Here is a 21915-nt window from a genome sequence, read left to right on the forward strand (position 1 = left end):
GGTGGGTGGCTGTCTTTAATTTTGAATTTTGAATTGAGATGGGGGTTTTATGGAGCAGTATGCTGGTTATGGGAGTTTGGTTGAGGTGTTGAAGTCTGCGTCTGGTTTGTTGGAGTTGGAACGGACTTCTCGGTTACATCAAGATGTGGTGTCTATCTGTGGTTATTTGGAGAATCCTAATTTTCGGATTGCGGTTTTTGGCCCTTTTAATCATGGTAAGTCTACTTTGTTAAATGCGGTTTTGGGTAGTCGTGCTTTACCAATTGATTTGATTCCCACTACGGGGGCGGCTATTACGGTTAAGTATGGTTCTAGTGTGCGATCGCGTATTATGTTGGTAGACGGTACAGAAGTCTATCGCAGTGGTACGGAAGTTTTACAGCAGTTTGCTATTCTTGATGGTAATAGACAGATGCGCCGGGATGTGGCATCTGTTGAGGTTTTTTGTCCCCATCCGTTTTTAGAAACTGGTGTTGAGTTTGTGGATTTACCAGGGACTAATGATAGGGAGGAGCAAGATAATTTAGTTAAGGAACAATTATTGAGTGCAGATTTAGTTGTGCAATTACTAGATGCGCGCAAGTTGATGACTCTGGGTGAACGGGAAAATTTGCGCGATTGGTTATTGGATAGGGGGATTAAAACAGTTATTTTTGTGGCTAATTTTCTTAATTTACTGGAACCGGAGGAACAACAGCAGGTACAAAATCGGCTCAGGTTTGTTGCAGAAAGTTTCCGGGCTGAGTTACCGCCAGGATTCAGTAATTTATATCGGGTTGATGCTTTACCTGCTTTACGCGCCAGGTTAAAGGGTGATGTAGGGGCGGCTAGTAGTAGCGGTTTAGCGGCGTTTGAAACAGCTTTGCAAAATGTTGTGGGTATCTTACAACAAAATCGGGGTAGTGTGAGGTTGCCGAGAGTGGAGGCGATTGCATCCCAAATTCAATTATCATTAAAAAATAAAATTGACCCTATTGCTCATGAGTTTAAGACTTTTGATGATAAACAAAATGCCAAATTTGCAATTAAACAAAAAGCGCAAGATTTAATTGGACGAGGCTTTACTGCTAGTATTACTGAGTTAGGTGATTGGCTGGCTTTACCTAATTTACTTGCCAAATACCAAGCTGATGCTGCTGTTGCTTTGGCAGAAAATAACTTTAAATCTTGGCAAATAAACAATCTCAAAAAAGACTTGAATGAGTTACAAATATCTGTAGTGAAGTGGCTCTATCAAGCATACGAGTTTTTCCAAGAAGAACGACCAGAAGATTTATCAATTCCTTTACCTAGCGAACCAATCATTACCCTACCGCCTAAATCTGACAGTGGTGATACTTGGAGTGAACCCGGTTCAATTGCTGTCGGTGGTGGTATAGGTTGGTTATTAGGCGGGCCTGTCGGTGCGGCTGTGGTTGGTAGTGTTTCCTATTTACTCAACAAAAATGTACAAAAGCAAGATGACCAAATAGCTAATGAATCCTATCATCAACAGGTTGCCAAACTTTGTATAGCTGCAACGGAAGAGTACTTTACTCATCTTAGTCATCAAGGTTTATCAATCTTAGCTGAATATGAACGCCAAGGGGAAAAGGTAATTTGCTTTAAAGTTAATCAAGAACCACAAGAAATTACTCAAAAACGTGCAGAGTTACAGCGATTGCAACAGGGTTTTAATCAATTACTGAGTGAATTAGAAAAAGTCAAAATTTCTTCTAACTATCAACCTTATATAGAAACGCCAAGAGTTACTCAAACTCAACAAAAATCTTGGCAAAAACAAGAACGCATATATACTCGCCCACCCCAAGCTACACCTAACCCACCACGACAAGAAAATACAGCTAAAACTCCTGAGAAAAAAGTTGAACCGCCAAAGCAGCAAGTTTCTTCACCACCACCAAAAACTACCCCTTCACCCAATCCCGCAGAGTTAGAAGCAAAGTTTACCAACTGGGAAATGGATGAGGAAATAGCACGAATGAAAGCCAAAATGGGTTCTCCTGGTTTTCAAAATAGTCAGCCACCAAATCAAAATACACAAGCACCTAAATCACCCCAAAGCCAAACAGAAAAAGATAAAATTGCTCACGCTTATAAGGTTTTAGGATTGCCACAAGATGCTACTTTTGCTGATGTTAAACAAGCTTATAAAACTTTAGTTAAAAAATGGCATCCAGATTTATTTGTGAATCAACCCCAGATGCAGAAACAAGCGCAAGAAAAAATGCGTTTGTTTAATGAAGCTTATACAGTATTGTCTCAACAAAAGTAGGGGTGTGGGGGTTTAGGGGAAGGAAATACCGGGATAGACCCGGTATAATTTTGTATTATGCTTGCAATCGCAGCGTTAAAGACACGGTAGCTGTGAGCATTTGAGGGGGTTGCCAGGAGATGAGCGATCGCCTGATAATATCAATCACAGATTGTTCCTTAAAAGTAGAAGCTTCTTCATCTAACAACACCTGTCTCACTCGTCCCTTATTTATCTGCAACTCCAACACTAAATCCCCACTGCAATCTGTATGTAATGGGAGAGATTCTAAATAACGAGTCAGAATCACAATCATCTGGTAGTTCAATCCTATTACATTCACAACCTGCAAAATTCCAACAGGAGTAATTTCCTGTGATGAGTCTATATCCTCAAAATATTTATTCCAACCACTGGAAGCTTGTTGTCTAGGTTTTGGGGGTGGTTCCCTAAAAGTGTAATCGAGATCACTGAATGATAATTCAATTTTCGCATCTTCACTTAGTTCCGTTAATGAGGGTAGTTCAGAAAAACCACTTTCTGCTTGTGGTGCGCTTGGAGATGCTAGGCTGCGCTTACGTTGCAAAAACTCAGGCGCAGGAGACACCATATTTGCCATGATGGGAGGAGGCGCAGCAGCAGTAACAGCACTCCCAAAAATACCTTGATAACTCATACCTTCAGCCATTTCTACAGGTACTTGCACCGAAACTGAACCCTGACGTGAATCAACTCGCACATCATCACTCACCGCCACAAAAGCTGTATATTGTGACAACAGTTGATAAGTCAAAGCCGTATCTGTCACCCCTTCCACACCCAACTTAGTATCACCACTCACCATCTTATTCATCAATTCCTTGATGCGGGAACGTCCCCAAAGTTGAGCAATAGCGGGGTTTCCTGTTTCCTCAAAGTCCAGTTTTATCGTATTTTGGTAGCGTGTACCACCGGCAACAATTCCCGTAATGTGGAGTTTTCCCCCACGCGCATCAGGTTTTTTACCAAATAAAACTAACGGCTGTTCCGCAAACAAATCTGGTGGCGTGGCAGGATAGATAATTGGCGCATTACCATCGCCTTCCCATTGCAAATTAATGTTAGCCAAAACAGGATTGTTAATTTGACGGTAGAATTTATCGACTACCTCATCCGTTGGTTCATCGTGGCGAATTATCTGTGCTATCCCCCGTCCTAATTCTGCAATGCGGTTGAGTAGAAAACGATTTACTGAACTACCCGCACCAAAACTATAAAGGCGGTTTCCTGCTTGCAGATGTTGTTGCACTTCGGCAAGAATTTGGTTTTCATTGCCAATATAACCATCCGTTAACAATACAATACTCCGCAACCGTCCAGAATCTGTAACTGGGAAATTCAACACAGCACGAATCCCGCGTAACATCTCCGTCCCGCCATTAGCTGTCAATCGATTAATATAATTAATGGCGCGTGTGCGATTTTGAGAATTATTAGCCAGAGGAACAGGCGATAATTGCCGAGTCGTATCAGAGAAATCAATAATACTAAAAGTGTCATCAGGATTAAGTCCATTAATAAAGCGGCGCATCAACTCCTGACATTGCATCAATGGCGCACCCATTTGTGAACCGGAAGTATCGATGAGAAACACCACATCTTTAGGAACAATCTGATTCTGACGATACTGGAGTGCAGGAATTAGATATAGTGCAAAATGTCCACCCCGTTCATCAGCTTGGCTGAGTACCGTCGCTTGAGTAGATTCGCCAGCTACTTGATAACGTAAAATCAAGTCTTTATTCGGAATAGTATCCCCACCCGCCAACTTCACCAACACCCGCTTTTCTGCATAACTTATCTGAACTTGGTGAGAAGGAGACTGGATATTTTGCACCTCAACCCCTGCATCAATTTCTATGGTGACATTAATATCGTGAGGCGATCGCATACCCGATGGTAAGATAGGTGCATTCAACCGTGAACCATCGGGGACGATATCTGTATCTTGATTTTGCGTCATCGGTGCAGTAGCCGAACCAACACCAACCGCATTTCCCTCAATTGGTATCCCTGGAACGTAACGGGGAGCAACCACCATCGGGAAAACAAACTCATAATTACCCGCCGTAAATTTCAAACTTTCAGAGTAGCGAATAATCACATCAATTTGCTCACCTGGTTGAATGTTGGCGAGGGATTGAGTAAAAATATTGTCCCGTTCTTGTTCCAACAGTCCGGCGGTGCGTCCTTGTTCCTTCGCTTGCTCGTATATTTGCTGTGCTTCTTGGCGTTTTTTAATACTACCTTTAATAGTCTTGTCACCAATCCGAATCAGCATATCATCAACAGCCGCCTCATCCGGTAACGGAAAAATATAAACAGCTTCTAGTGTAGTTGTGAAAGGATTTTCAAAACTTTGGGTAACTTCCACCCGTGAAATATTCCCCGCAATTTTAGCTTGTACTTCAGTGTGCTTCAGGGGGAAAGCAATTTGCTGTTGTTCAGGAGTTTGAGCATATAAGCCACCCGCTTGGCGTTCTATAGTTTGAGTCATATCTGTTACCTCACACTTTTGTTTCATGTCTCTAGCGTAAGCGCGGTTACTCGGCAGATATGCTCAGTTTTGTGTTCAGTCGATGCTCAGTAAGTGATTGAGTTCCAAATACTGCTTTTTACCACAAGATATACTGTAATTTTTCACTTAGAGAAAAGTCGTGAATTAACGATTACTCACTTAATCATGCTGAACACATCTACTTACTATGTCATTGCTCCAATTGATGGGCTTCACTTAGACTTTGATTATAGGATGTACTCTGCGGAAGTTTATGGTTGTCCACCTAACTATGTTCCTAATCCAGACGGTTGCTCAGAATTCCGCCAACCTTATGAATACTTAGGAAGTTTGACATTCAAACAATATACAGAACTTAGTTACGAGGGGAAGATTGATAATCAAACTTTACGTCACTTAGAAAAACTACCGGATCGCAAGTTAATAAATTTTACTTGTATTGCATTTGAAATAAATTTAGATAGAGAAGATTATCTCTATCTAAATGATGAGGATACTAACAACTCTCTATTTCAATATATTCTGAATAAAGGTGAACAACTTCTAGATGTTTGGCGATTATGCTTATTTAAGCCTGGAGAAGATTTCACGATTGGCAGTTTTGGAGCAGTTGGTAATGGCATTCAATGTTTTTGGTTAGGTCAAGATGACATTTTTCCTAAATTTATTGCTCGAAGAATATCACGTTATCAATTAGTTCAACAACCTTTGGATGTATTGCTTTCTGATTTTGGTACCATATATGCTGACATTACATTCAGAAATCTTTGCTATTCTGCATTTAATGATGTAGATACAAGCTTAATCAAGCGTATATTTAATGCCTTACGTGCATTTAGAGAAAGTCGAGATATTCCCAATTGGGAAGCAAGATTTCGACATTTGGCTGTAATAGCAGAGTCATTAGCAAAAAAAGAAGAAACAGAACATTTAAGGGGAAATGAACTGAGGGAGAGAATAGCAAAAATTGCCTCAAATGGATGGGAAATTTATAAAAGTTATAATTCCAGTGTTTTAAGTCCTCCTGGCTTACAGGCAAGACAATATCGCTTAATCAACAAAAGATATAAAGAAATGGGATGGAAGAACAAAAATGAAGCGCAAAAAATAATAAAAGATTTGTGGGATAACGTTCGTAATCCTCTTTCACATACTGTTAATACAGTAACTTCCCTCAAGAGAAACCCAATAGAAGACATGGTTAATATTGAGAAAATTATAGTCACCATGATTAATGGAATTTGTACAGCATATGAAGTGGAGGAGTTTTATGGTAGCTCTGCATATGACATTATTCTTGATGGGGAATAGCTGAATAAAATTTATAATTGGTAAGCAATACTCATAATATTGGTGTTGGAAAGCAGGCTATTAATCCTCACCAACAAGCTGTAAAACTCGATTGTATAAAGCTGCATCAATCCAAAACCCTGCTTGATTACGCAAAGCATCCATTAAGGGTTTGACTGTCGAAATCAGTCCTCGACTTTTCGCTTCAACTAAAATGCCTAAAATCCCTACATATCGAAGTTGCAGTCTATCAGCAATCAAACGACCACGACGTTCATCAATCAAAAGTTGATCCGCTTTGATTTCTAGTGCCAAAGCGATTGCTTCAGCTTCACCTTTATCTAAGTCATTTGCCAATGCTTCTACAACATTGCGATCGCTCACTTGACGAGTTTGAATCCAGTCAAAAGTTTTTACTTCAGTTGCACCTGCTACGGGAAATTCAGGATCAGTTAGTTCTTGGTAAACTGTTTCCGGAATAATCACAGTATCATATAGTTGTTGCAGTAAGTTCAGGTGATTGATGGCTGCAAGATTGTTGATCGGTGAGGTATCGCTGACAATAATCATAACCTGCCCATATCCTGCAAGTTTTTGATGTCTTGTTCAAAATCATCCACCCCATAGTGAACCGGAATTTGACGGCTGGCAAGCAAATGCTGAAATGCAATCCGGTTCATCCCTGCCAAACGACTGGCTTGAGCAAGGGTGAGTTTATCTTTCTGAAACAGCATAACTGCAATTTCTTGTTTCAGTTCAGCATCAGTCATACGGGTTGCAGCTAAAATTTCATCAGGAATAACGATGCTCATGGCTGGATTTATCTCTACATAACTATTCTATTGATTTGTATGAGTAGAAAGTTCTGTTAAGCCAAAATAGAGACGATCTGCTCAGTTAACAGGTATATGTCAAACTCGCTCAAAGCATCAACAACTGGACTGGGAATTGTAGACAAGGCGCGAAAACGTCTTGGCTGGACGAAAACTAGTACTGCGTGTTGGTGGCAAGATGCTCACACTTCTAGAGCTACTTTACGGCGATTTTGGCAGGGTGATCGCATTCAGCAAGAAATTTTCATCGCTATCTGTCAAGCTGTTGGGATTAACGATTGGCAAAATATCGCAGAAATCCCTAACGCAGACTTTGAGGAAACCTCTACACAATACCTCGACTGGGATGATGCACCTGATCTTGAAAGTTTTTATGGACGTAATCAAGAATTAGCCCAGTTAGAAGAATGGATTTTAGGCGATCGCTGTAAACTAATCATCATCACAGGGATTGCTGGCATTGGTAAAACGGCTCTGGCACTGGCTTTAGCTGATTTGCTTCAGTTAAAATTTGATGGTTTAATCTGGAAAACCCTTCATTCTGTGCCATCCCTAGTTCCCCTGTTAGATGGACTTCTCCACACCTTTAAGCAAACTCCGGTTGATGATATTCCCTCAGATACCGCAAAACTCATCCACCATCTGCAACAGCGTCGGTGTTTGTTGATTCTGGATGGGTTGGATGAGTCAGAGAAACACTATCATCAATTTATCCAGCAATTAAGCCGCGCTCATCATCAAAGTTGCATTATCCTCACCAGTCGAGAACAACCAAATATTATTGAATCGAATACTAAAACTGTTCGCAGTCTCACGTTAACGGGATTACCAAAAGACGATGCGGTGAAACTATTGCAAGCCAGAGGATTCACAGGTAAAGAAATCGGATTATCACCCCTAATTCAACTTTATCGCGGCAATCCGTTGGCACTCAAACTAGTTACGCCGTTGATTCAGTCGGTGTTTGGTGGGAATATTGCGGCTTTTCTGAGTCAAAATACGATAGTAATTGGCGATCGCTTACGTGCTATTCTCAAGCAACAGTTTGAGCAACTGAGCGATTTAGAACAAAATATTCTCTATTGGTTAGCAATTTGGCAACAACCAATCTCTTTTAGCCGATTGCAAACTCATTTACTGATTTCTCTTGACCCAGCTACAGTTTTAGATGCTATTGTCAGCTTAGAAAGGCGATCGCTTTTAGAAAAATGGATTTGTAGTGATGCACCAGCTTTTACCTTACAACCACTGGTGATGAAAATTGCCACCGATGAATTAGTAGAACGTGCAACTCAAGAGATAATTCAGGTGATGCAGAGTCGAGATATCGCTGATTTTAAAGTTCTGCGAACCCATTGGTTATTGCGTCCGGGTAGTGATGATATTGTAGGCGATCGCATTTTGCATCAACTACAAGAAAAACTTTGGCAGATTTATGGGGCAAATCTCGTACAGAATCTCCAGCAAATTCTATTACTTTTAAATGATAAATCACCTTTAACAATTGGTTATATTGCTTGCAATATCACAACAATTATAACAAAAGGGGTGTAGGGGTTTAAGGGTGTAGGGATGTAGGGGTATAAAGAGTGTTGTGGAGAATTACCAAATTTTAGACATATTCAAGGAAAATCCTGGTAAAACTGGATCTGCACTAACTGTCTCAGGATTTTCTAAGAATTCTTCTGGTTGATGAGGACGATAAATATAAACTCGGCGGTGTTTGCGGTCGATTAAAAAACCTAACTGTACCCCTGGCTCTTGCATATATTCTGCCATTTTATCTTTGAGGGGTTGGAGATTATCGCTAGGCGATCGCAGTTCAATCACAAAATCAGGACAAATGGGTGCAAATACCTGTCGTTGTTCTGATGATAAAGCATTCCACCGTTCTAATTTCATCCAGGAAGCGTCGGGAGAGCGTTTTGCACCCGTGGATAATGTAAAGCCTGTACTGGAGTCAAAACAAATACCTGTACCGTCTTTTTCTGACCAAACTCCTACCTGTAAAGCTACATTAAAGTTACGATTTCCTGTCTCTGAACCTGTAGGTGGCATAATTGAAATTTCTCCGAATTGATTCATTTCAATGCGTAAGTCACGATTTACTTGACAGAAATCAAAGAATTGTTCATCTGTCATTTGCATTGATGGTGGCATTTGGATGACAAAGGGAGATGACAGCATCATAGTTCCACATCTGACTTTATTTTCCATTCTTACGTAAATACAAAAAAACGCAAAGATAAAGCTTTGCGTCTTGTAAACAAATTGACTTAAAAATTTATCTACTCAATATTGAGTAGTTATTCTCACTCGGCAATCATTATTTGTTAGGTTGAGGAGTTAACCGCAGATAGGGTTTGACTACTTCGTAACCTTTGGGGAATTTTTCTTTCAAGACTTCAGGGTCTTTGAGGGAGGGGACGATAACAACCTTGTCGCCATCTTTCCAGTCTGCTGGGGTGGCTACGCTGTAGTTATCGGTGAGTTGCAAGGAATCAATTACCCGCAACAGTTCATCAAAGTTACGTCCGGTGCTGGGGGGATAGGTGAATGAAAGACGCAGTTTTTTGTTGGGATCAATCACAAATACTGAACGCACTGTTACAGCTGCGTTAGCGTTGGGGTGAATCATGTCGTAAAGGTCGGAAACTTTACGATCTGCGTCTGCCAAAATGGGGTAATTAAGGGTGGTGCTTTGAGTTTCTTCGATGTCGCCTACCCAGCCTTTGTGAGATTCTACATCATCAACGCTGAGAGCGATCGCTTTCACATTGCGTTTGTCAAATTCTGGTTTCAGTTTGGCAACTGTTCCTAATTCTGTTGTGCAAACTGGAGTATAGTCAGCAGGGTGAGAAAACAGCACAACCCAGCTGTCACCAGCCCATTCATAAAAATCTATATCGCCGTGTGTTGAGGCTTGTGTAAAGTTGGGTACTGTATCACCAAGACGGAGAGCCATAAGAGATTCCCTGTAGTTAAGTAAGGCCTATGTATTCTATCTTGCCATAAAGGCAAAACAACATCGGTTTCCCCATCGGCTTTTAGTGGTTTTTAACAAAATTTTAATTTCTTAACCCTAAAGAAGTCTGTCTTGATGGGGAATAATACTGACGAGTTCTGATTATCACACAAATAGGATGTATTTTTTCCTGAGCGTTTATTAATTTGTTTTGCAAGTTTTCAGGAATCGTCTGGTAAGGATTTGTGGTTGTGATGGGTATTGGTGTAATCAGGCACTAATATTGTGTTAATAAATGTATGGCTAGTAGTTGGATAGTGCAGAGATTTTAAATAAACGACTTGCTGGGATAAATACATGATTCTCAAAGGGTCTTGGTTAAATACACGCCTTGTAGCAGTTTTAGGTGTCCTGTTACTAACCGCTTGTAGCAGTAACCCCAACTCAACAGATAATTTTACGGGTTTAAAGATCAAAGTTTTAGTTGGCAGCGCCTTGGGGGATTTTTGTAACCAAGCTGCAAAAAATTTTAATGCAACGCAACCTAAGTTAGATAATGGTAATGCTTTACGGGTGGAATGTGAGGCGCAAGGTAGCGGTGATGTTGTTACTAAGTTGCTAGGATTGACCACTCAACTAAAAAACGGCACTTTACAACCTGATGGGGCAGATTTTCCCACAATAATTTCCCTGGATGGAGATATATATCACAGTCAGTTAATTTACCGAATCAACCAAGTTTTTCCGGGGCAAAATTACATTCCGGAAATTACCGATGCGCCATTGCTGGCTAATAGTCCAATGGTATTTATGGCACAGGCGGATGTGGCTGGCGGTTTGCAGAAAGTACCTGATGCTTATAAGGCTTTAGTGACAGCGAAAACTCACCGCGATATAGACCCTGCTTCACCATCGTTAACAGTTAATTACGTCCACACTGCACCGACTCGTTCTAATTCGGGGTTGCAAACTTTAGTAGCTCAGTATACTAGTGTGTCTGGAAAGCGTCCTGAAGAATTAACCATTGCTGATGTGCAGACTTTTCAGCCGCAAATTCAGCAAATCCAAAGTAAGATTACTCGTTACGGTGTTTCTACTAATTCTCTGGCTCAAGCGATGGTGAAAAACGGGCCGTTTTGGGCTTCTGTGGGGTCTGTGTATGAATCGAGTGTGATTGCTGCAAATTCCAGCTTGCAACCAGGACAGGAGCGTTATCAGGCAGTGTACCCCAAGACAACGTTTACTTCTAATATGCGAGCAATTGTGCCGAATGCGCCTTGGGTGAGTGCTGATGAGAAGGCTGGTGCAGAGAAGTTTATCACTTATTGGCGATCGCCTGATACTCAGAAAATTGCCCCAGATTTAGGTCTGCGACCAGGAACCCCAGGAGTAGCTTTAGGTGCAAAGTTCTCTCCTGAGTTTGGTGTTGTAGCACAAGCTAAGTACGATTCTTTGCGTCCACCAAAACCAGAGGTAGTAGATGCAATGTTGAAATCTTGGCAGGAGGCTTCTAAAAAACCATCTTTGGTGGTGGTTGTGGTGGATTCTTCAGGGTCAATGGAGGGTAATAAGTTACCAGCCGTCCAAAATACTTTGCAAAATTATATTAAGAATTTGGGCAAAAAAGAACAAATTGCTTTGATAGATTTTGACTCAGAAATTAGAGAGCCTGTCTTAGTAGATGGTACTCCCCAAGGACGCGATCGCGGTGTGCAGTTTATTAGCGGTCTTCGGGCTGACGGCGGGACAAAGTTATATGATGCTGCTATCCAAGCGCGGAATTGGTTACAAAAAAATCGTCGTCAAGGGGCGATTAATGCAGTTTTAATATTAACTGATGGGGAAGATTCTGGTTCAAAAATATCTTTGGACAATCTATCAGCAGAGTTGCAAAAAAGTGGTTTTTCTACTGACCAAAGAATTGGCTTTTTTACAGTTGGTTATGGTGAGGAAGGGGAGTTTAATCCTGATGCTTTAAAGAAGATTGCTGAGTTGAATGGAGGTTATTATTCTAAAGGTGATCCTGAGACGATTTCGCGGTTGATGTCTGATTTACAGGTGGAGTTTTAAACGCGGAGGGGCGCTGAGGTAGGCGCGGAGTTACGCAGAGTGTTTTTGAGGTTGATTTTATGTTGAAGTTGGTAAATCCGCTTGATTATCCGGTGGCTGTTTTGGTTGGGGGGGTAAGTTTATTTGTGGGTGTGCGTTTGGGAAGCTTGCCAAGTCTAGTTATGTTACCTGTGGCGGCGGGAGTTACTATGATTGGGGCTGGTTTTTTAAAATCTCGTGAGTTGCCATATTTAACATTAGATAATCCAGATTTGGAAAGGGAAATCAATTCTGTGAAAGTGTCGGCTTTGGCTTTAGCAAATCAGGCAAATGACTTGCGTTTAGAGGCTAGGAAATTACTCACGGATTCTTTTCAAATCGAGCTTTTGGCAGGACTGGAAACGAATTGCGATCGCGCTGTTGCACTTCCAGGTAAAATTGATACTTTAGTATGGAATATCAACGGGAATAATTCTCTACTTTCAGTTGAATCACTCCAGACGCAATTACAGGAAGTTAAACAAAAACTGCTATCTAGTTCCGGTGTCGCTAAACAACATTGGCAGCAACTTGCAGATAGTCTGCGACGTAATATCAAATTAGCTAAAGAAGGTGAAGATACTCGCCTTGCTAGATTCATTAATATTTCTACTTTAATTCAAGATTCTGCGGGTTTATTGCAGCGATTACAGACGAAATTACGCGCCTCAGATTTACATGAATCTGAGCAAATTAATGCCATGATATTACTGAATGATGAGCTTAATAGCCTGTCAGAAAATCTAGAATTGTTAGTAAGTAAATAATATTCAAAAACCGGGATAAAAAGTCACTTTATGGCTAATAAAAAGTCAAAGTCTTCCCCAATTTATATATCGTCCGGGATTATTGCTGCATCATTAATTTTAACTTATGCCCCTATTCCTGCTTTACAGCAAACTGTCATTATTGTCAGTGGTACAGAATTACAAGAACCGCTACAAAAACTAGAAACAAAATTTGAGCAGGAAAATCCGAATATTCAATTAGAACTAAAGTTTCAAGGTTCTCAAGATATGGTTAACAAATTTGTTGACCAGAAAAATGATTTTAAACCTGCGGTGTTAATTCCAGCCAATGGAGAAATTTTAACAGAATTAAGCGATCGCCTGCGCGCCGCTAACAATACTGCCCCATTTTACGACTCTCCCCGACCCATCGCCAAAACCATATTAGTGGGTATTGCTTGGCCTGAACGTGGCAAAGTCCTGTTTCCTGATGGACGCTTCCAATGGCAAAAAGTCGAACAAGCCATGCTAGCTAGTAACTGGGAAAAAATCGGTGGTAATAAAGACTGGGGTAGCTTTGATTTTGTCACCACAGACCCCACCCGTTCTAACAGTGGTCAGGTGACTTTAAATCTGTGGACACAATCAAAATTAGGTACACAGGTTAACAGCAATAGTTTTAATAATCCATCTGTGCAGTCTTTGTTTGGTTTGGTGAAAAAATCAGTTTATCAGCCACCCCGGTCTACAGATATTCTGTTGCAGGAATTTATTACCAGAGGTTCCAATGATGCTGATGTCGCTACAGTATATGAAAGTGTCGCCCTTTATCGTTGGCAACAGTCAAGTACAAATAACGGTAGGCCTTATCAAATATATTATTTAAACCCATCCATTGAATCTACAGCCACAGCCGCAATTGTTCGCCGGGATGTTGACTCAGGAACGGCGAATGCAGCCAAGAAGTTTATCGACTTTGTGACGCAACCAGCACAGCAAGCAATATTAGTTGAGTATGGTTTCCGTCCAGTGAATAATACTGTTGATTTAAAATCTGTGCCTAAAAGTCCTTGGAATCAAAATATTCCTGGTGCTGAAGTGAAACCATCTGTGCAAGCTTTACCGCCTCCCACGGCTGAGATGATTACAGAAATGCAACGGCTGTGGGAAAGGGCGAATTGATTGGTCAATAGTCAGTAGTCAGTTGTCAATAGTCAATAGTCAATAGTCAATAGTCAGTTGTCATTACTCAAGTTTTGATGATTGTTTGGTAGGCTTGGATCATTTGCTGGGCGATCGCATCCCAGCTAAAATTTTGTAAGGCATAATTTTGGGCGTTGAGTCCCCGGCGTTGGCATTCTTGGGGATTTTGTAGTGCTTGTTGTAACAGTTCTATCAGTGATTCTACATCTGTTGTCCCTACCCAGCCTGACTCACTATCGCGTACCTGTTGCCAAATATGCACTTGGTCGGAAATAACGACAGGTACACCTGCTACCATTGCCTCAGCGACCGCAATACCAAAGTTTTCATAGTATGAAGGTAGGACGAATAAATCAGCCGCTTGTAGTAAACTAGCTTTTAACTCACCAGTAACAAAACCTGTGATGGTAGAATGCGATCGCAGTGATGAGTTAGTAATTTGGTCTTTTATTTGCTGTTCATAATCTGGGTCTTGGGGATTAGTCCCAGCCAAGATAAAGTGAAAGTTATTCCCAATTGCTAATAGCTTCTCTAACGCAGGTATTAATAAGTTTAACCCTTTTTTTGGGTCAATCCGCGACATAAATAATATTAACGGGATATTCTCTGGAATTCCCAACTGAATAATTAAAGTATTTTCTGCTTTCTTCGGCGGGGGAATCACACCCAAAGGAATGACTAAATCCCGTGTCACTACACCAAATCTGGCTGATACTTTTGCTTCTTGTTGACTAGTAAAATGAATTGCTGCTGCACCAGCTAAATTACGCCGTTCGATAATTTCCACATATAGCTTTTTCAATTGCTTTTTCTTCTCTAAATCAGCCGGGTCAAGAGTACCCAAAGGGCGCAAAATATAAGGTAACTTTTGTTGGCGACATACAGTAGCTGCCGCACTACTTACAGGAGAAAATAAAGCATGAATATGGGCTATATCATACTCATAGGCGTGAATTTTTAACCACTTGAGTAAGTCTAAAGAAAATTTATAACGGCGAAATGGAGAACAGCGAAAATATATTATTTCATAACCATCTTGTTTAATGGGAACATTTAAAGGCACATCTAAAGGTTTTTGACCACTATCACCATTGCTATCAGTTGTAATGATTGTAACTGTCGCACCTGCTTTTACTAACGCTGGTGATAGTCCCAATACCATTTGACTAGGTCCGCCATAAATCAAAGAAATAGATGGGACAATTTGTAAAATTTTCATTATTTGTTAGTTGTTAGTTGTCAGTTGTTAGTTGTCAATTACCACTGACCATTGACTATTGACCACTGACTATTGACCATTGACCAATTCTTGGTAAAACTCAAATTGCTCTTTTGCTAAGAGATTATTTATAAAGTAAATCTTTAGGATACAAGACGACGTAGCATAATCCTAGTCATTACAGCATATATAGCTGCTTCGCTCATCTCTGGAAGATGCTCATAATCCTTACTGAGACGATGATATTGGTTCAACCAGCCAAATGTTCTTTCGACTACCCAACGTTTGGGCAAAATCCGGAATTCTTGCTCAGTACGCCGTATGACTTCAACATGTGCTTGGATCATCAACCAAACTGAAAGAGCAAATTTATCGCCGTCGTAACCGGAATCAACCCACATGACTTGAACTTTTTCCAGTAATTCCGGACGCTCCTCTAAAAGTTCCATTAATGCGTAGGCAGCAAGTACCCGTTCCGGCGCATTGGCTTCACTGACAACAACTTTCAACAACAGTCCCAGGCTATCAACTAGAGTCTGCCGCTTTCTTCCTTTTACCTTTTTACACCCGTCAAAACCGTACACTTCCCCTTTTTTTGGTCAGTTTTGACCGACTGACTGTCTGCGGCGATCGCTGTGGGTTGCGTTGATTTGCCTAGTTTTGTGCGAACTTGTCCGCGCAGTGTATGGTTTAATTTTTCCCAGACTCCTTTGCGCTGCCATTTGCGGTAGTAACTGTAAACAGTTGAACTGGGTGGAAAGTCCCCCGGAAGCATATTCCATTGGCATCCCGTTTTCAAGTGATAGTAGATAGCATTGCATATCTCACGCATATCCGTTGTGCGTGGATGCCCTCCTTCTTTGGCTGGTGGAATCAATGGAGCCAGAATTTCCCACTCCATATCAGTTAAGTCTGTGGGGTAAGACTTTCGTCCCATGAGTAGCTATGTAAATACACTATATTTCATGTATCCTATACCTCCAAGCTTACTTTTATACTCACTTTTAGATTTACTTTATAAATAGCCTCTAAAGCTTTATTTGTATATTTAACCATCGCTTTTTGATAACCCCGTTCACCAAGTTCTTTGGTGAAATTCGGTTGTTCAATAAGTTGCAATAAGCAATTCGCCAATGCTTGAACATCGCCTTCAGGAAAGACTAAGCCAGCATCACCGATGACATAGGGTATTTCGCCGGAATCAGAACCAATCACGGGGACTTGACAAGCCATCGCCTCAATTAACACATGACCAAATTGTTCTTTCCACCCCACAGAAGTTAAGGTTTTAAAGTTATAAGTCGTCTCTGAAGGCAGTACCAGAGTACTCATTAAATTGATATAGTTGGCGACTTCATCATGAGGGACACTTTCTATAAGAATTACCCTATCTTGAATATGATTTTCTGCTGCAATTTTAATTAATTCTTCTTGTAAGGGGCCGCGTCCTAATAATAGTAACTTCCAAGTTTTATCTAGAGGTAACTTAGTTAATGCTTGCAAAAGTGTAAGCAAACCCTTTTCTGGCACAAATCGCCCCACGAAGCCAATCACAAATTCATCAGATTTGATGCCTAACTTAGCCGCCAATTCTGGTTGTGCTTGAGGTGTAAATAAAGTTTCATCTACACCCAATTGGGGCATAACTTTAATTTTCCCTTGATATCCCCGTTGTCGTAAAACCTCAGCGCCGTCTTGATTACCAGAAATAATACCGTGGCTATTATTAAGGTTATATTTCTCTAATAAAGCAATTGGTAATTTTAATTCGTAAGGTAAATTCCACCAAGTAAAGAATATATTTTTTGCCTTCAGATTTAATAATTGATTCAAGGCAATCATTTGAGCGTATGCAAGACCCCTAGAACCTTGTTCTACCTGAATTACTTGGGGGCGAAACTCACGCAATAAAGATACTAAATCAGCCCCAAAAGTTAGTAACCCTTGATGATTTTGACTAAAGTTAGAAACCGGAACTATCTTAAAAGCACCTTCATCACGGTACTGGGTTTCAATAATTTTATTTTGAACACCACCGGGTTTCCAAGTTTTAGGAACGACAACTGTAACTTCAATCCCCGGTTCTAATTGAGATAAAGCTCTTAGTTTTTGACAGTTGAGGTCTACAATATAAGTGTGACTGGCAACTAAAATTTTCATAAGTATTTGTTAGTTGTTAGTTGTCAGTTGTCAGTTGTCAGTTGTCATTTGCTAATGACCAATGACCAATGACTAATGACTAATGACTAATGATCATTGACTACTGATTGTTTATCCAGATGGCTGTAAATTTGACCATCATTCCAACTTGACTGGATGACACTTCCTAACGCTCTGAAAAAACCTAAGATATAGAATATGCCACGGGTAACGATTTTGACGGGAGAACCGCTTTTGTGACAAGGGGGACGACCAAGGACGTGACAATCAAATAAACGGGCGTATAGGCGTAAAGCTTGGCTAAAATTGAGATTTTTCAACCCTAAGAGGAAATGATTGTGGTAGAAAGTGAATTGATATTGGAGCGATCGCATACTAATATCATGACAACCCCCCGTTTCTTCACCTAAGTGGATTAAATCTGCCTCTGGGTCATACCAAATTTTATACCCTGTCTGCCGCAACCTTAAACAAAAATCTGACTCTTCACGGACTGCACTACCGCGAAATCTTTCATCAAACCTGAGTCCATACTTAGTAAAAATCTCTCGACGAAAAGACATATTACAACCCCTAGCGGTTAATACTTGCTGGGGTTTGACCGTATGCACCAAGTCGATATGATACCAAGCTACTCCTGGGTCCATCGCTTCAGGTGGGAGATATTCAATCTCCAAATTTCCCCCAGAATCACCTAATTTCATTCTGTCAAATACCCTACCTGCTACAGCTCCTACATCGGGATTTTGTATGTAGTTTTTTGCATGGGCTGCTAAAAATCCGGGCTTTAATTTGACATCATCATCAATAAATAAAACTATCTCTCCAGAGGCTCGCCGTATCGCATAATTACGTGCGCCTGGTAAACTAGCCCAATCTAAGCGAAACCACTTAACTTTACCTGCTGCGGCTACCTCTTCTAAGTAAGTTTCAATTTCTGGCTTGTGTTTTGGCGACTGGTCTACTACCAAAACTTCATAATTGGGATAATCCTGATTTAAGACATCGACAATGCTATCTCTGAGGATTTCCTCTCGCCCGTAGGTTGGTATGACTACACTAATCAAAGGCAAATTACTCATAACGACTTTCTACTTAGTTTAAATTTGTTGGCTGAGAGAATAGTCTGCCATAAACAACATTGTCATATTTGTTGCTCATATACTGAGAGTTTATACCAATTTAATGTGAAGTTGCACATATTTCGATCCCCCTAAATCCCCCTTAAAAAGGGGGACTTTGATATGTGTTTTTCCGGTTCCCCCCTTTTGAAGGGGGCTAGGGGGGATCTGATTCTATGCAGCTTCATAAAAAATTAGTATTAGTCTATAAAAGTTTTAATTGTGGACGCTTTTTCTTGTTCTTTTGTTTAGGGTCAGCATTTTCCTTTTCCTGTTTGTCTATGACTGGCAATTTAAACAATATACCGGCGAAAAACCAGTAATATACAGCTACCGGGTCAACGTCTAAAGGATAGTAGTAAGTGTTATAGCTAATAAACAATATAAACACCCACATAGCAGCCGCGTAAGTACGTAAATTACGGTCTTTGATTGAGCGATAGGCTTTGTGACCAGCAATTGTTATGGCAGTCACTAATGCTAAGAAACCAAATGTTCCCGCGAAACCCACTTCGTACAGGAGTTTAGGGTAATAAGTCTCAATCAACCTAGTTGAACCCAAGGTACGAGCCGAGTTAGTAGCTCGACCCAGACCATTACCTAGAGGATTACTTGTACTTCTCAAGGTGTCTTCAAATTGCTGGACAATAAATTCTTGAGGCGGTGATGCTTCCCAACGACTGGCCAAACTATTGAAGCGTTCTTCTACAACCGCCGGGTTACTAGCCATAGCGATCGCCAACATAGCCGCTAGACCTGCACCGATAGGAATAAAGCGTTTCAGGTTGCGGATTTGACCTGTAAGTAAGAGCAGAATGACAAAACAGACGGGTACTAACGTCAAGGCAATTCTTTGTCCAGAGACAACCGCATTGATAAATACAGTCGCCATAGAACCTAAACTAATGAACCGCCAAATGATGGAAGGATCAGAAAAACCTGTGGCGAAAGCCAGAAAAGTACTAGAAATTAAAAACCAGGCCCACTGCCAAGGAGCTACAAAGGTTCCAGGCAATCTAATCATGCCTTGGCTGGGACTGTATACTAAAGAACCACCAATATAACAACGTGCTTCTAGTGTTGCTCTGAATAAATCATTTCCTGTAGCATATCTAGTACCTTCACATATGCCAGTTAGCAACAATAAATACTGTAGAATACCTAGTGTACCACATATCAAAATCAGACTAACTTGTAGGCGCGATATTAATAAAAAGTCCTTTTTATCCTTCATTAAGTAATAAACACAACCCATCAGAGGTAAATAACCTAAAAGCACTTTTATCCCCAAAATACCCATACCTAAAGGTATTTCATTGCTGGCTTGTTTGAATGGGCCAAGGTCAGGAGGGTTGAATTGTTGTGCGCCATTAACAAAAATTAGTGTCAAAAGACACGTACCCAGTAGAACAAATAGGGGTATTCTAATTGCCGGGGGAACGATTAAAGGTAATTTTTGCTTACGGCAAGCTTGCCAAATTGCGATTAGGGCTGGAAAGTAGAACGCATCTTTTGCTAATTGCAGAATTGGGCTGTTACCAATGTAGTAAGTGATAGTACCACCAGCAGGTACGTATATTAAGAACGCGATAAGTCCCATACGAGGGTATTTGTAGCAAAGGGACATGATAATAATCCCTAAGACAAGGGGAACAGCTGTCTTAATCCCGGCTACTAAAAATACCGCCAGCCCGACAAAAAGGCTCACAAAGGTAACAGTACTCACTATGCTAATGAGTTCTTTTCGTGCCTGGGCTACTTTGCGTTTTTGGGCTAGTCGTTCTTTGATACTCAGGCTGGGAGTTTCTGCCTGTGAATCTTTTGCCGACTTTTTAAAACCCTTGGTTTTTGATTTTAATACTGTCATAGGGGCATTTTATTCCATCGCCTAGACTTTATCATTTTGTGCAATTGCGCTGAGAGGGATGGCGGAAGTCATTGCTAGCAAACTGACTCGCCATTTAACTACTAAACCATTGATACAATTTCCCTTTTTTAATAAGTGAAGATTTTTAAAAATAACTTGATGAATTTATGAAAACTTTAATACTTTACTTTTGCCAGGATTCATTAACCCGTAGGGGTCAACAATTTCTTTAAATTTTAATTGCTCAGGGTCAATAACTTTCCTGCCGCCGTCTTCAATAATATATGTGTGGGGATTGGCAATAAATACGCCTTTAGCTTCGTGGTAGCGGATAATTTCATTCAAGCGTTCTTCTGTGGAGTAGCGCACAAGTTGCAAAGCCGCAGGTACTACCATACCATTGACGCGAATAAATTCTAAATGAACCATCACTTCATCACCAAAGTAATGATATAAATCCGCGACTAATTCCAAGCCTTTATCCGCAGGAATAATGCTTTGTAAATATGTAAGGGAAGTATCTACATTTCGGGCGTGTAAAGTAGTGTGGTTCCAGGTAAATTCAGCTAGATTTAATCCCTTACCTGCTTCCTGGGCTGGTTTTTGGTAGGTGATTTGTCCACCATATTGCTGCACTAACCCAGGTAATGATTCTAAGCTGGGTTCGGCAACTATCAAAAAAGCTGGGTGAGTATCTTTAGGGATGTATGGCTGTAGCGGTTGGAAGTATTGAGGAATTGGTGATGCAAAGATAGTTACTAGCTTTTTAATCATGCCATCGGCATTAGCTAAAGCTTGTCCAAACTTAGCGGCTGTGATGAAGTCGTCGAAGGTGACAATTACTTCAGCCCAAGGATAGGCAGGCCCCAGAGGAATTTCTACTTGTGTGATAATGCCGTTAATTCCCCAAGCATGGTTTACCTTCTGCACATCGTCGCCACGTAACTCAATGACACGGGGTTCTGTTTCTAAGGTGACAACTCGCAATCCTATAAGATTACCGCGATCGCCTAATAAACCATATTGCACTGAACCAATACCACCGCTACCACCTGCAATAAATCCCCCAATTGTGGCTGTACGATAGGTAGAAGGTGCCATCCGCATTTCCCAGCCCATTTCTCGTGCTTTTTTATCTAAGGCTGCTAATTTCACCCCAGCTTCTACCCTCGCCACACCTGGTTTTACCCACAGGATTTCTTGTAATTTCGTCGTATCTAAAATGACACCTCCATGCAGGGGTACGCACTGCCCATAGTTGCCAGTTCCCGCGCCTCTGACAGTTACAGGTACGCGATGTTCTGCACAAATAGCAGCAACTTTGATGACTTCTTGTTCATTGGCGGGACGGACTACAATATCACCAACTTTGCCTGCTAGTTTCGGGACAAGTACTGGGCTAAAAGTGTGGTAGTCCTGGGATAATTTTGCTACTTGGTTTGGTTCAGTGATAGTTTCAATGCTTTCTAGGGAGTTAATGAGGACATCTAAGTTTTTGATCGTCATCGGTTTAGATCCTTTTTTTAACGCAGAGTGACGCAAAGGTTGGCGCGGCGAAAAGTTCTGTTCGCGTAGCGTCTCCGTCAGGAGAAGGAGGGTTTCCCTCCGTAGAAAACTTTTCAAGACAGAG

General features: G+C 40.9%; 17 protein-coding genes. 6 read left to right on the forward strand and 11 right to left on the reverse strand.

Going from position 1 to position 21915, the window contains the following annotated elements:
• The first annotated feature begins 49 nt into the window (after nt 1-49).
• On the forward strand, nt 50-2275 hold the full coding sequence (locus GSQ19_RS11995) for a dynamin family protein (protein ID WP_011318180.1): 2226 nt from the start codon (nt 50-52) through the stop codon (nt 2273-2275).
• A gap of 55 nt (nt 2276-2330) precedes the next feature.
• On the opposite strand, the gene GSQ19_RS12000 is transcribed toward GSQ19_RS11995, so the two are convergent.
• Nucleotides 2331-4790 carry a VIT domain-containing protein gene (locus tag GSQ19_RS12000; RefSeq protein ID WP_011318181.1) on the reverse strand — a complete coding sequence of 820 codons (2460 nt, stop codon included), beginning with the start codon at nt 4788-4790 and terminating at the stop codon, nt 2331-2333.
• Between the two features lie 186 nt (nt 4791-4976).
• Here GSQ19_RS12000 and GSQ19_RS12005 point away from each other — a divergent pair, with 186 nt between their 5' ends.
• Nucleotides 4977-6122 carry a hypothetical protein gene (locus GSQ19_RS12005; RefSeq protein ID WP_104009898.1) on the forward strand — a complete coding sequence of 382 codons (1146 nt, stop codon included), beginning with the start codon at nt 4977-4979 and terminating at the stop codon, nt 6120-6122.
• 60 nt (nt 6123-6182) lie between these two features.
• On the opposite strand, the gene GSQ19_RS12010 is transcribed toward GSQ19_RS12005, so the two are convergent.
• Entirely contained in the window at nt 6183-6671 is a 489-nt protein-coding gene (locus GSQ19_RS12010) for a PIN domain-containing protein (RefSeq protein WP_011318183.1), read from the reverse strand.
• Nucleotides 6668-6913 carry a UPF0175 family protein gene (locus GSQ19_RS12015; RefSeq protein ID WP_011318184.1) on the reverse strand — a complete coding sequence of 82 codons (246 nt, stop codon included), beginning with the start codon at nt 6911-6913 and terminating at the stop codon, nt 6668-6670. The genes GSQ19_RS12010 and GSQ19_RS12015 overlap by 4 nt, the downstream gene beginning before the upstream one ends.
• Before the next feature lie 96 nt (nt 6914-7009).
• Between GSQ19_RS12015 and GSQ19_RS12020 the strand changes: the two genes are divergently transcribed.
• Nucleotides 7010-8488, forward strand: coding sequence for an NB-ARC domain-containing protein (locus GSQ19_RS12020; protein ID WP_011318185.1), 1479 nt, complete (start codon nt 7010-7012; stop codon nt 8486-8488).
• A gap of 48 nt (nt 8489-8536) precedes the next feature.
• On the opposite strand, the gene GSQ19_RS12025 is transcribed toward GSQ19_RS12020, so the two are convergent.
• Nucleotides 8537-9121 carry a Uma2 family endonuclease gene (locus tag GSQ19_RS12025; RefSeq protein ID WP_041456059.1) on the reverse strand — a complete coding sequence of 195 codons (585 nt, stop codon included), beginning with the start codon at nt 9119-9121 and terminating at the stop codon, nt 8537-8539.
• A gap of 139 nt (nt 9122-9260) precedes the next feature.
• Entirely contained in the window at nt 9261-9899 is a 639-nt protein-coding gene (locus GSQ19_RS12030; protein ID WP_011318187.1) for a peroxiredoxin, read from the reverse strand.
• Between the two features lie 357 nt (nt 9900-10256).
• On the opposite strand from GSQ19_RS12030, the gene GSQ19_RS12035 reads away from it, so the two are divergent.
• The 3 genes from GSQ19_RS12035 to GSQ19_RS12045 are packed head-to-tail and all read left to right on the forward strand — an operon-like array spanning nt 10257 to nt 13897.
• Entirely contained in the window at nt 10257-11969 is a 1713-nt protein-coding gene (locus GSQ19_RS12035; RefSeq protein ID WP_011318188.1) for a VWA domain-containing protein, read from the forward strand.
• Between the two features lie 59 nt (nt 11970-12028).
• Nucleotides 12029-12754: a hypothetical protein gene (locus tag GSQ19_RS12040; RefSeq protein ID WP_011318189.1), complete on the forward strand. Its 726-nt coding sequence runs from the start codon at nt 12029-12031 to the stop codon at nt 12752-12754.
• 30 nt (nt 12755-12784) lie between these two features.
• The gene (locus GSQ19_RS12045; protein WP_011318190.1) at nt 12785-13897 is read left to right on the forward strand and encodes a substrate-binding domain-containing protein; all 1113 of its coding nucleotides are present in this window, start codon (nt 12785-12787) and stop codon (nt 13895-13897) included.
• Nucleotides 13898-13964: 67 nt separating this feature from the next.
• Here the strand turns inward: GSQ19_RS12045 and hpsP are convergent, their stop codons facing one another.
• From hpsP to GSQ19_RS12075, 6 genes are all read right to left on the reverse strand, one after another.
• A complete protein-coding gene (gene hpsP, locus GSQ19_RS12050) occupies nt 13965-15137 on the reverse strand; it encodes a hormogonium polysaccharide biosynthesis glycosyltransferase HpsP (RefSeq protein ID WP_011318191.1) in 1173 nt (390 codons plus the stop codon).
• A 143-nt stretch (nt 15138-15280) separates the two neighbouring features.
• Nucleotides 15281-16074 (reverse strand): IS5-like element ISAva7 family transposase gene (locus tag GSQ19_RS12055; RefSeq protein WP_104009889.1). Its coding sequence is split into 2 segments (ribosomal slippage): nt 15281-15735 and nt 15735-16074, totalling 795 coding nucleotides; the frame shifts between segments, so codons are not numbered across the junction.
• A 35-nt stretch (nt 16075-16109) separates the two neighbouring features.
• A complete protein-coding gene (hpsO, locus tag GSQ19_RS12060; RefSeq protein ID WP_011318192.1) occupies nt 16110-17297 on the reverse strand; it encodes a hormogonium polysaccharide biosynthesis glycosyltransferase HpsO in 1188 nt (395 codons plus the stop codon).
• A gap of 86 nt (nt 17298-17383) precedes the next feature.
• The gene (gene hpsN / locus GSQ19_RS12065; RefSeq protein WP_011318193.1) at nt 17384-18379 is read right to left on the reverse strand and encodes a hormogonium polysaccharide biosynthesis glycosyltransferase HpsN; all 996 of its coding nucleotides are present in this window, start codon (nt 18377-18379) and stop codon (nt 17384-17386) included.
• Nucleotides 18380-18623: 244 nt separating this feature from the next.
• Complete coding sequence (gene hpsL, locus GSQ19_RS12070) at nt 18624-20285, reverse strand: hormogonium polysaccharide biosynthesis protein HpsL (protein ID WP_011318194.1); 1662 nt, start codon at nt 20283-20285, stop codon at nt 18624-18626.
• Between the two features lie 165 nt (nt 20286-20450).
• Nucleotides 20451-21791, reverse strand: coding sequence for an FAD-binding oxidoreductase (locus GSQ19_RS12075; protein ID WP_011318195.1), 1341 nt, complete (start codon nt 21789-21791; stop codon nt 20451-20453).
• Nucleotides 21792-21915 lie beyond the last annotated feature (124 nt).

The organism is Trichormus variabilis 0441, assembly GCF_009856605.1.
Lineage (GTDB): Bacteria > Cyanobacteriota > Cyanobacteriia > Cyanobacteriales > Nostocaceae > Trichormus > Trichormus variabilis.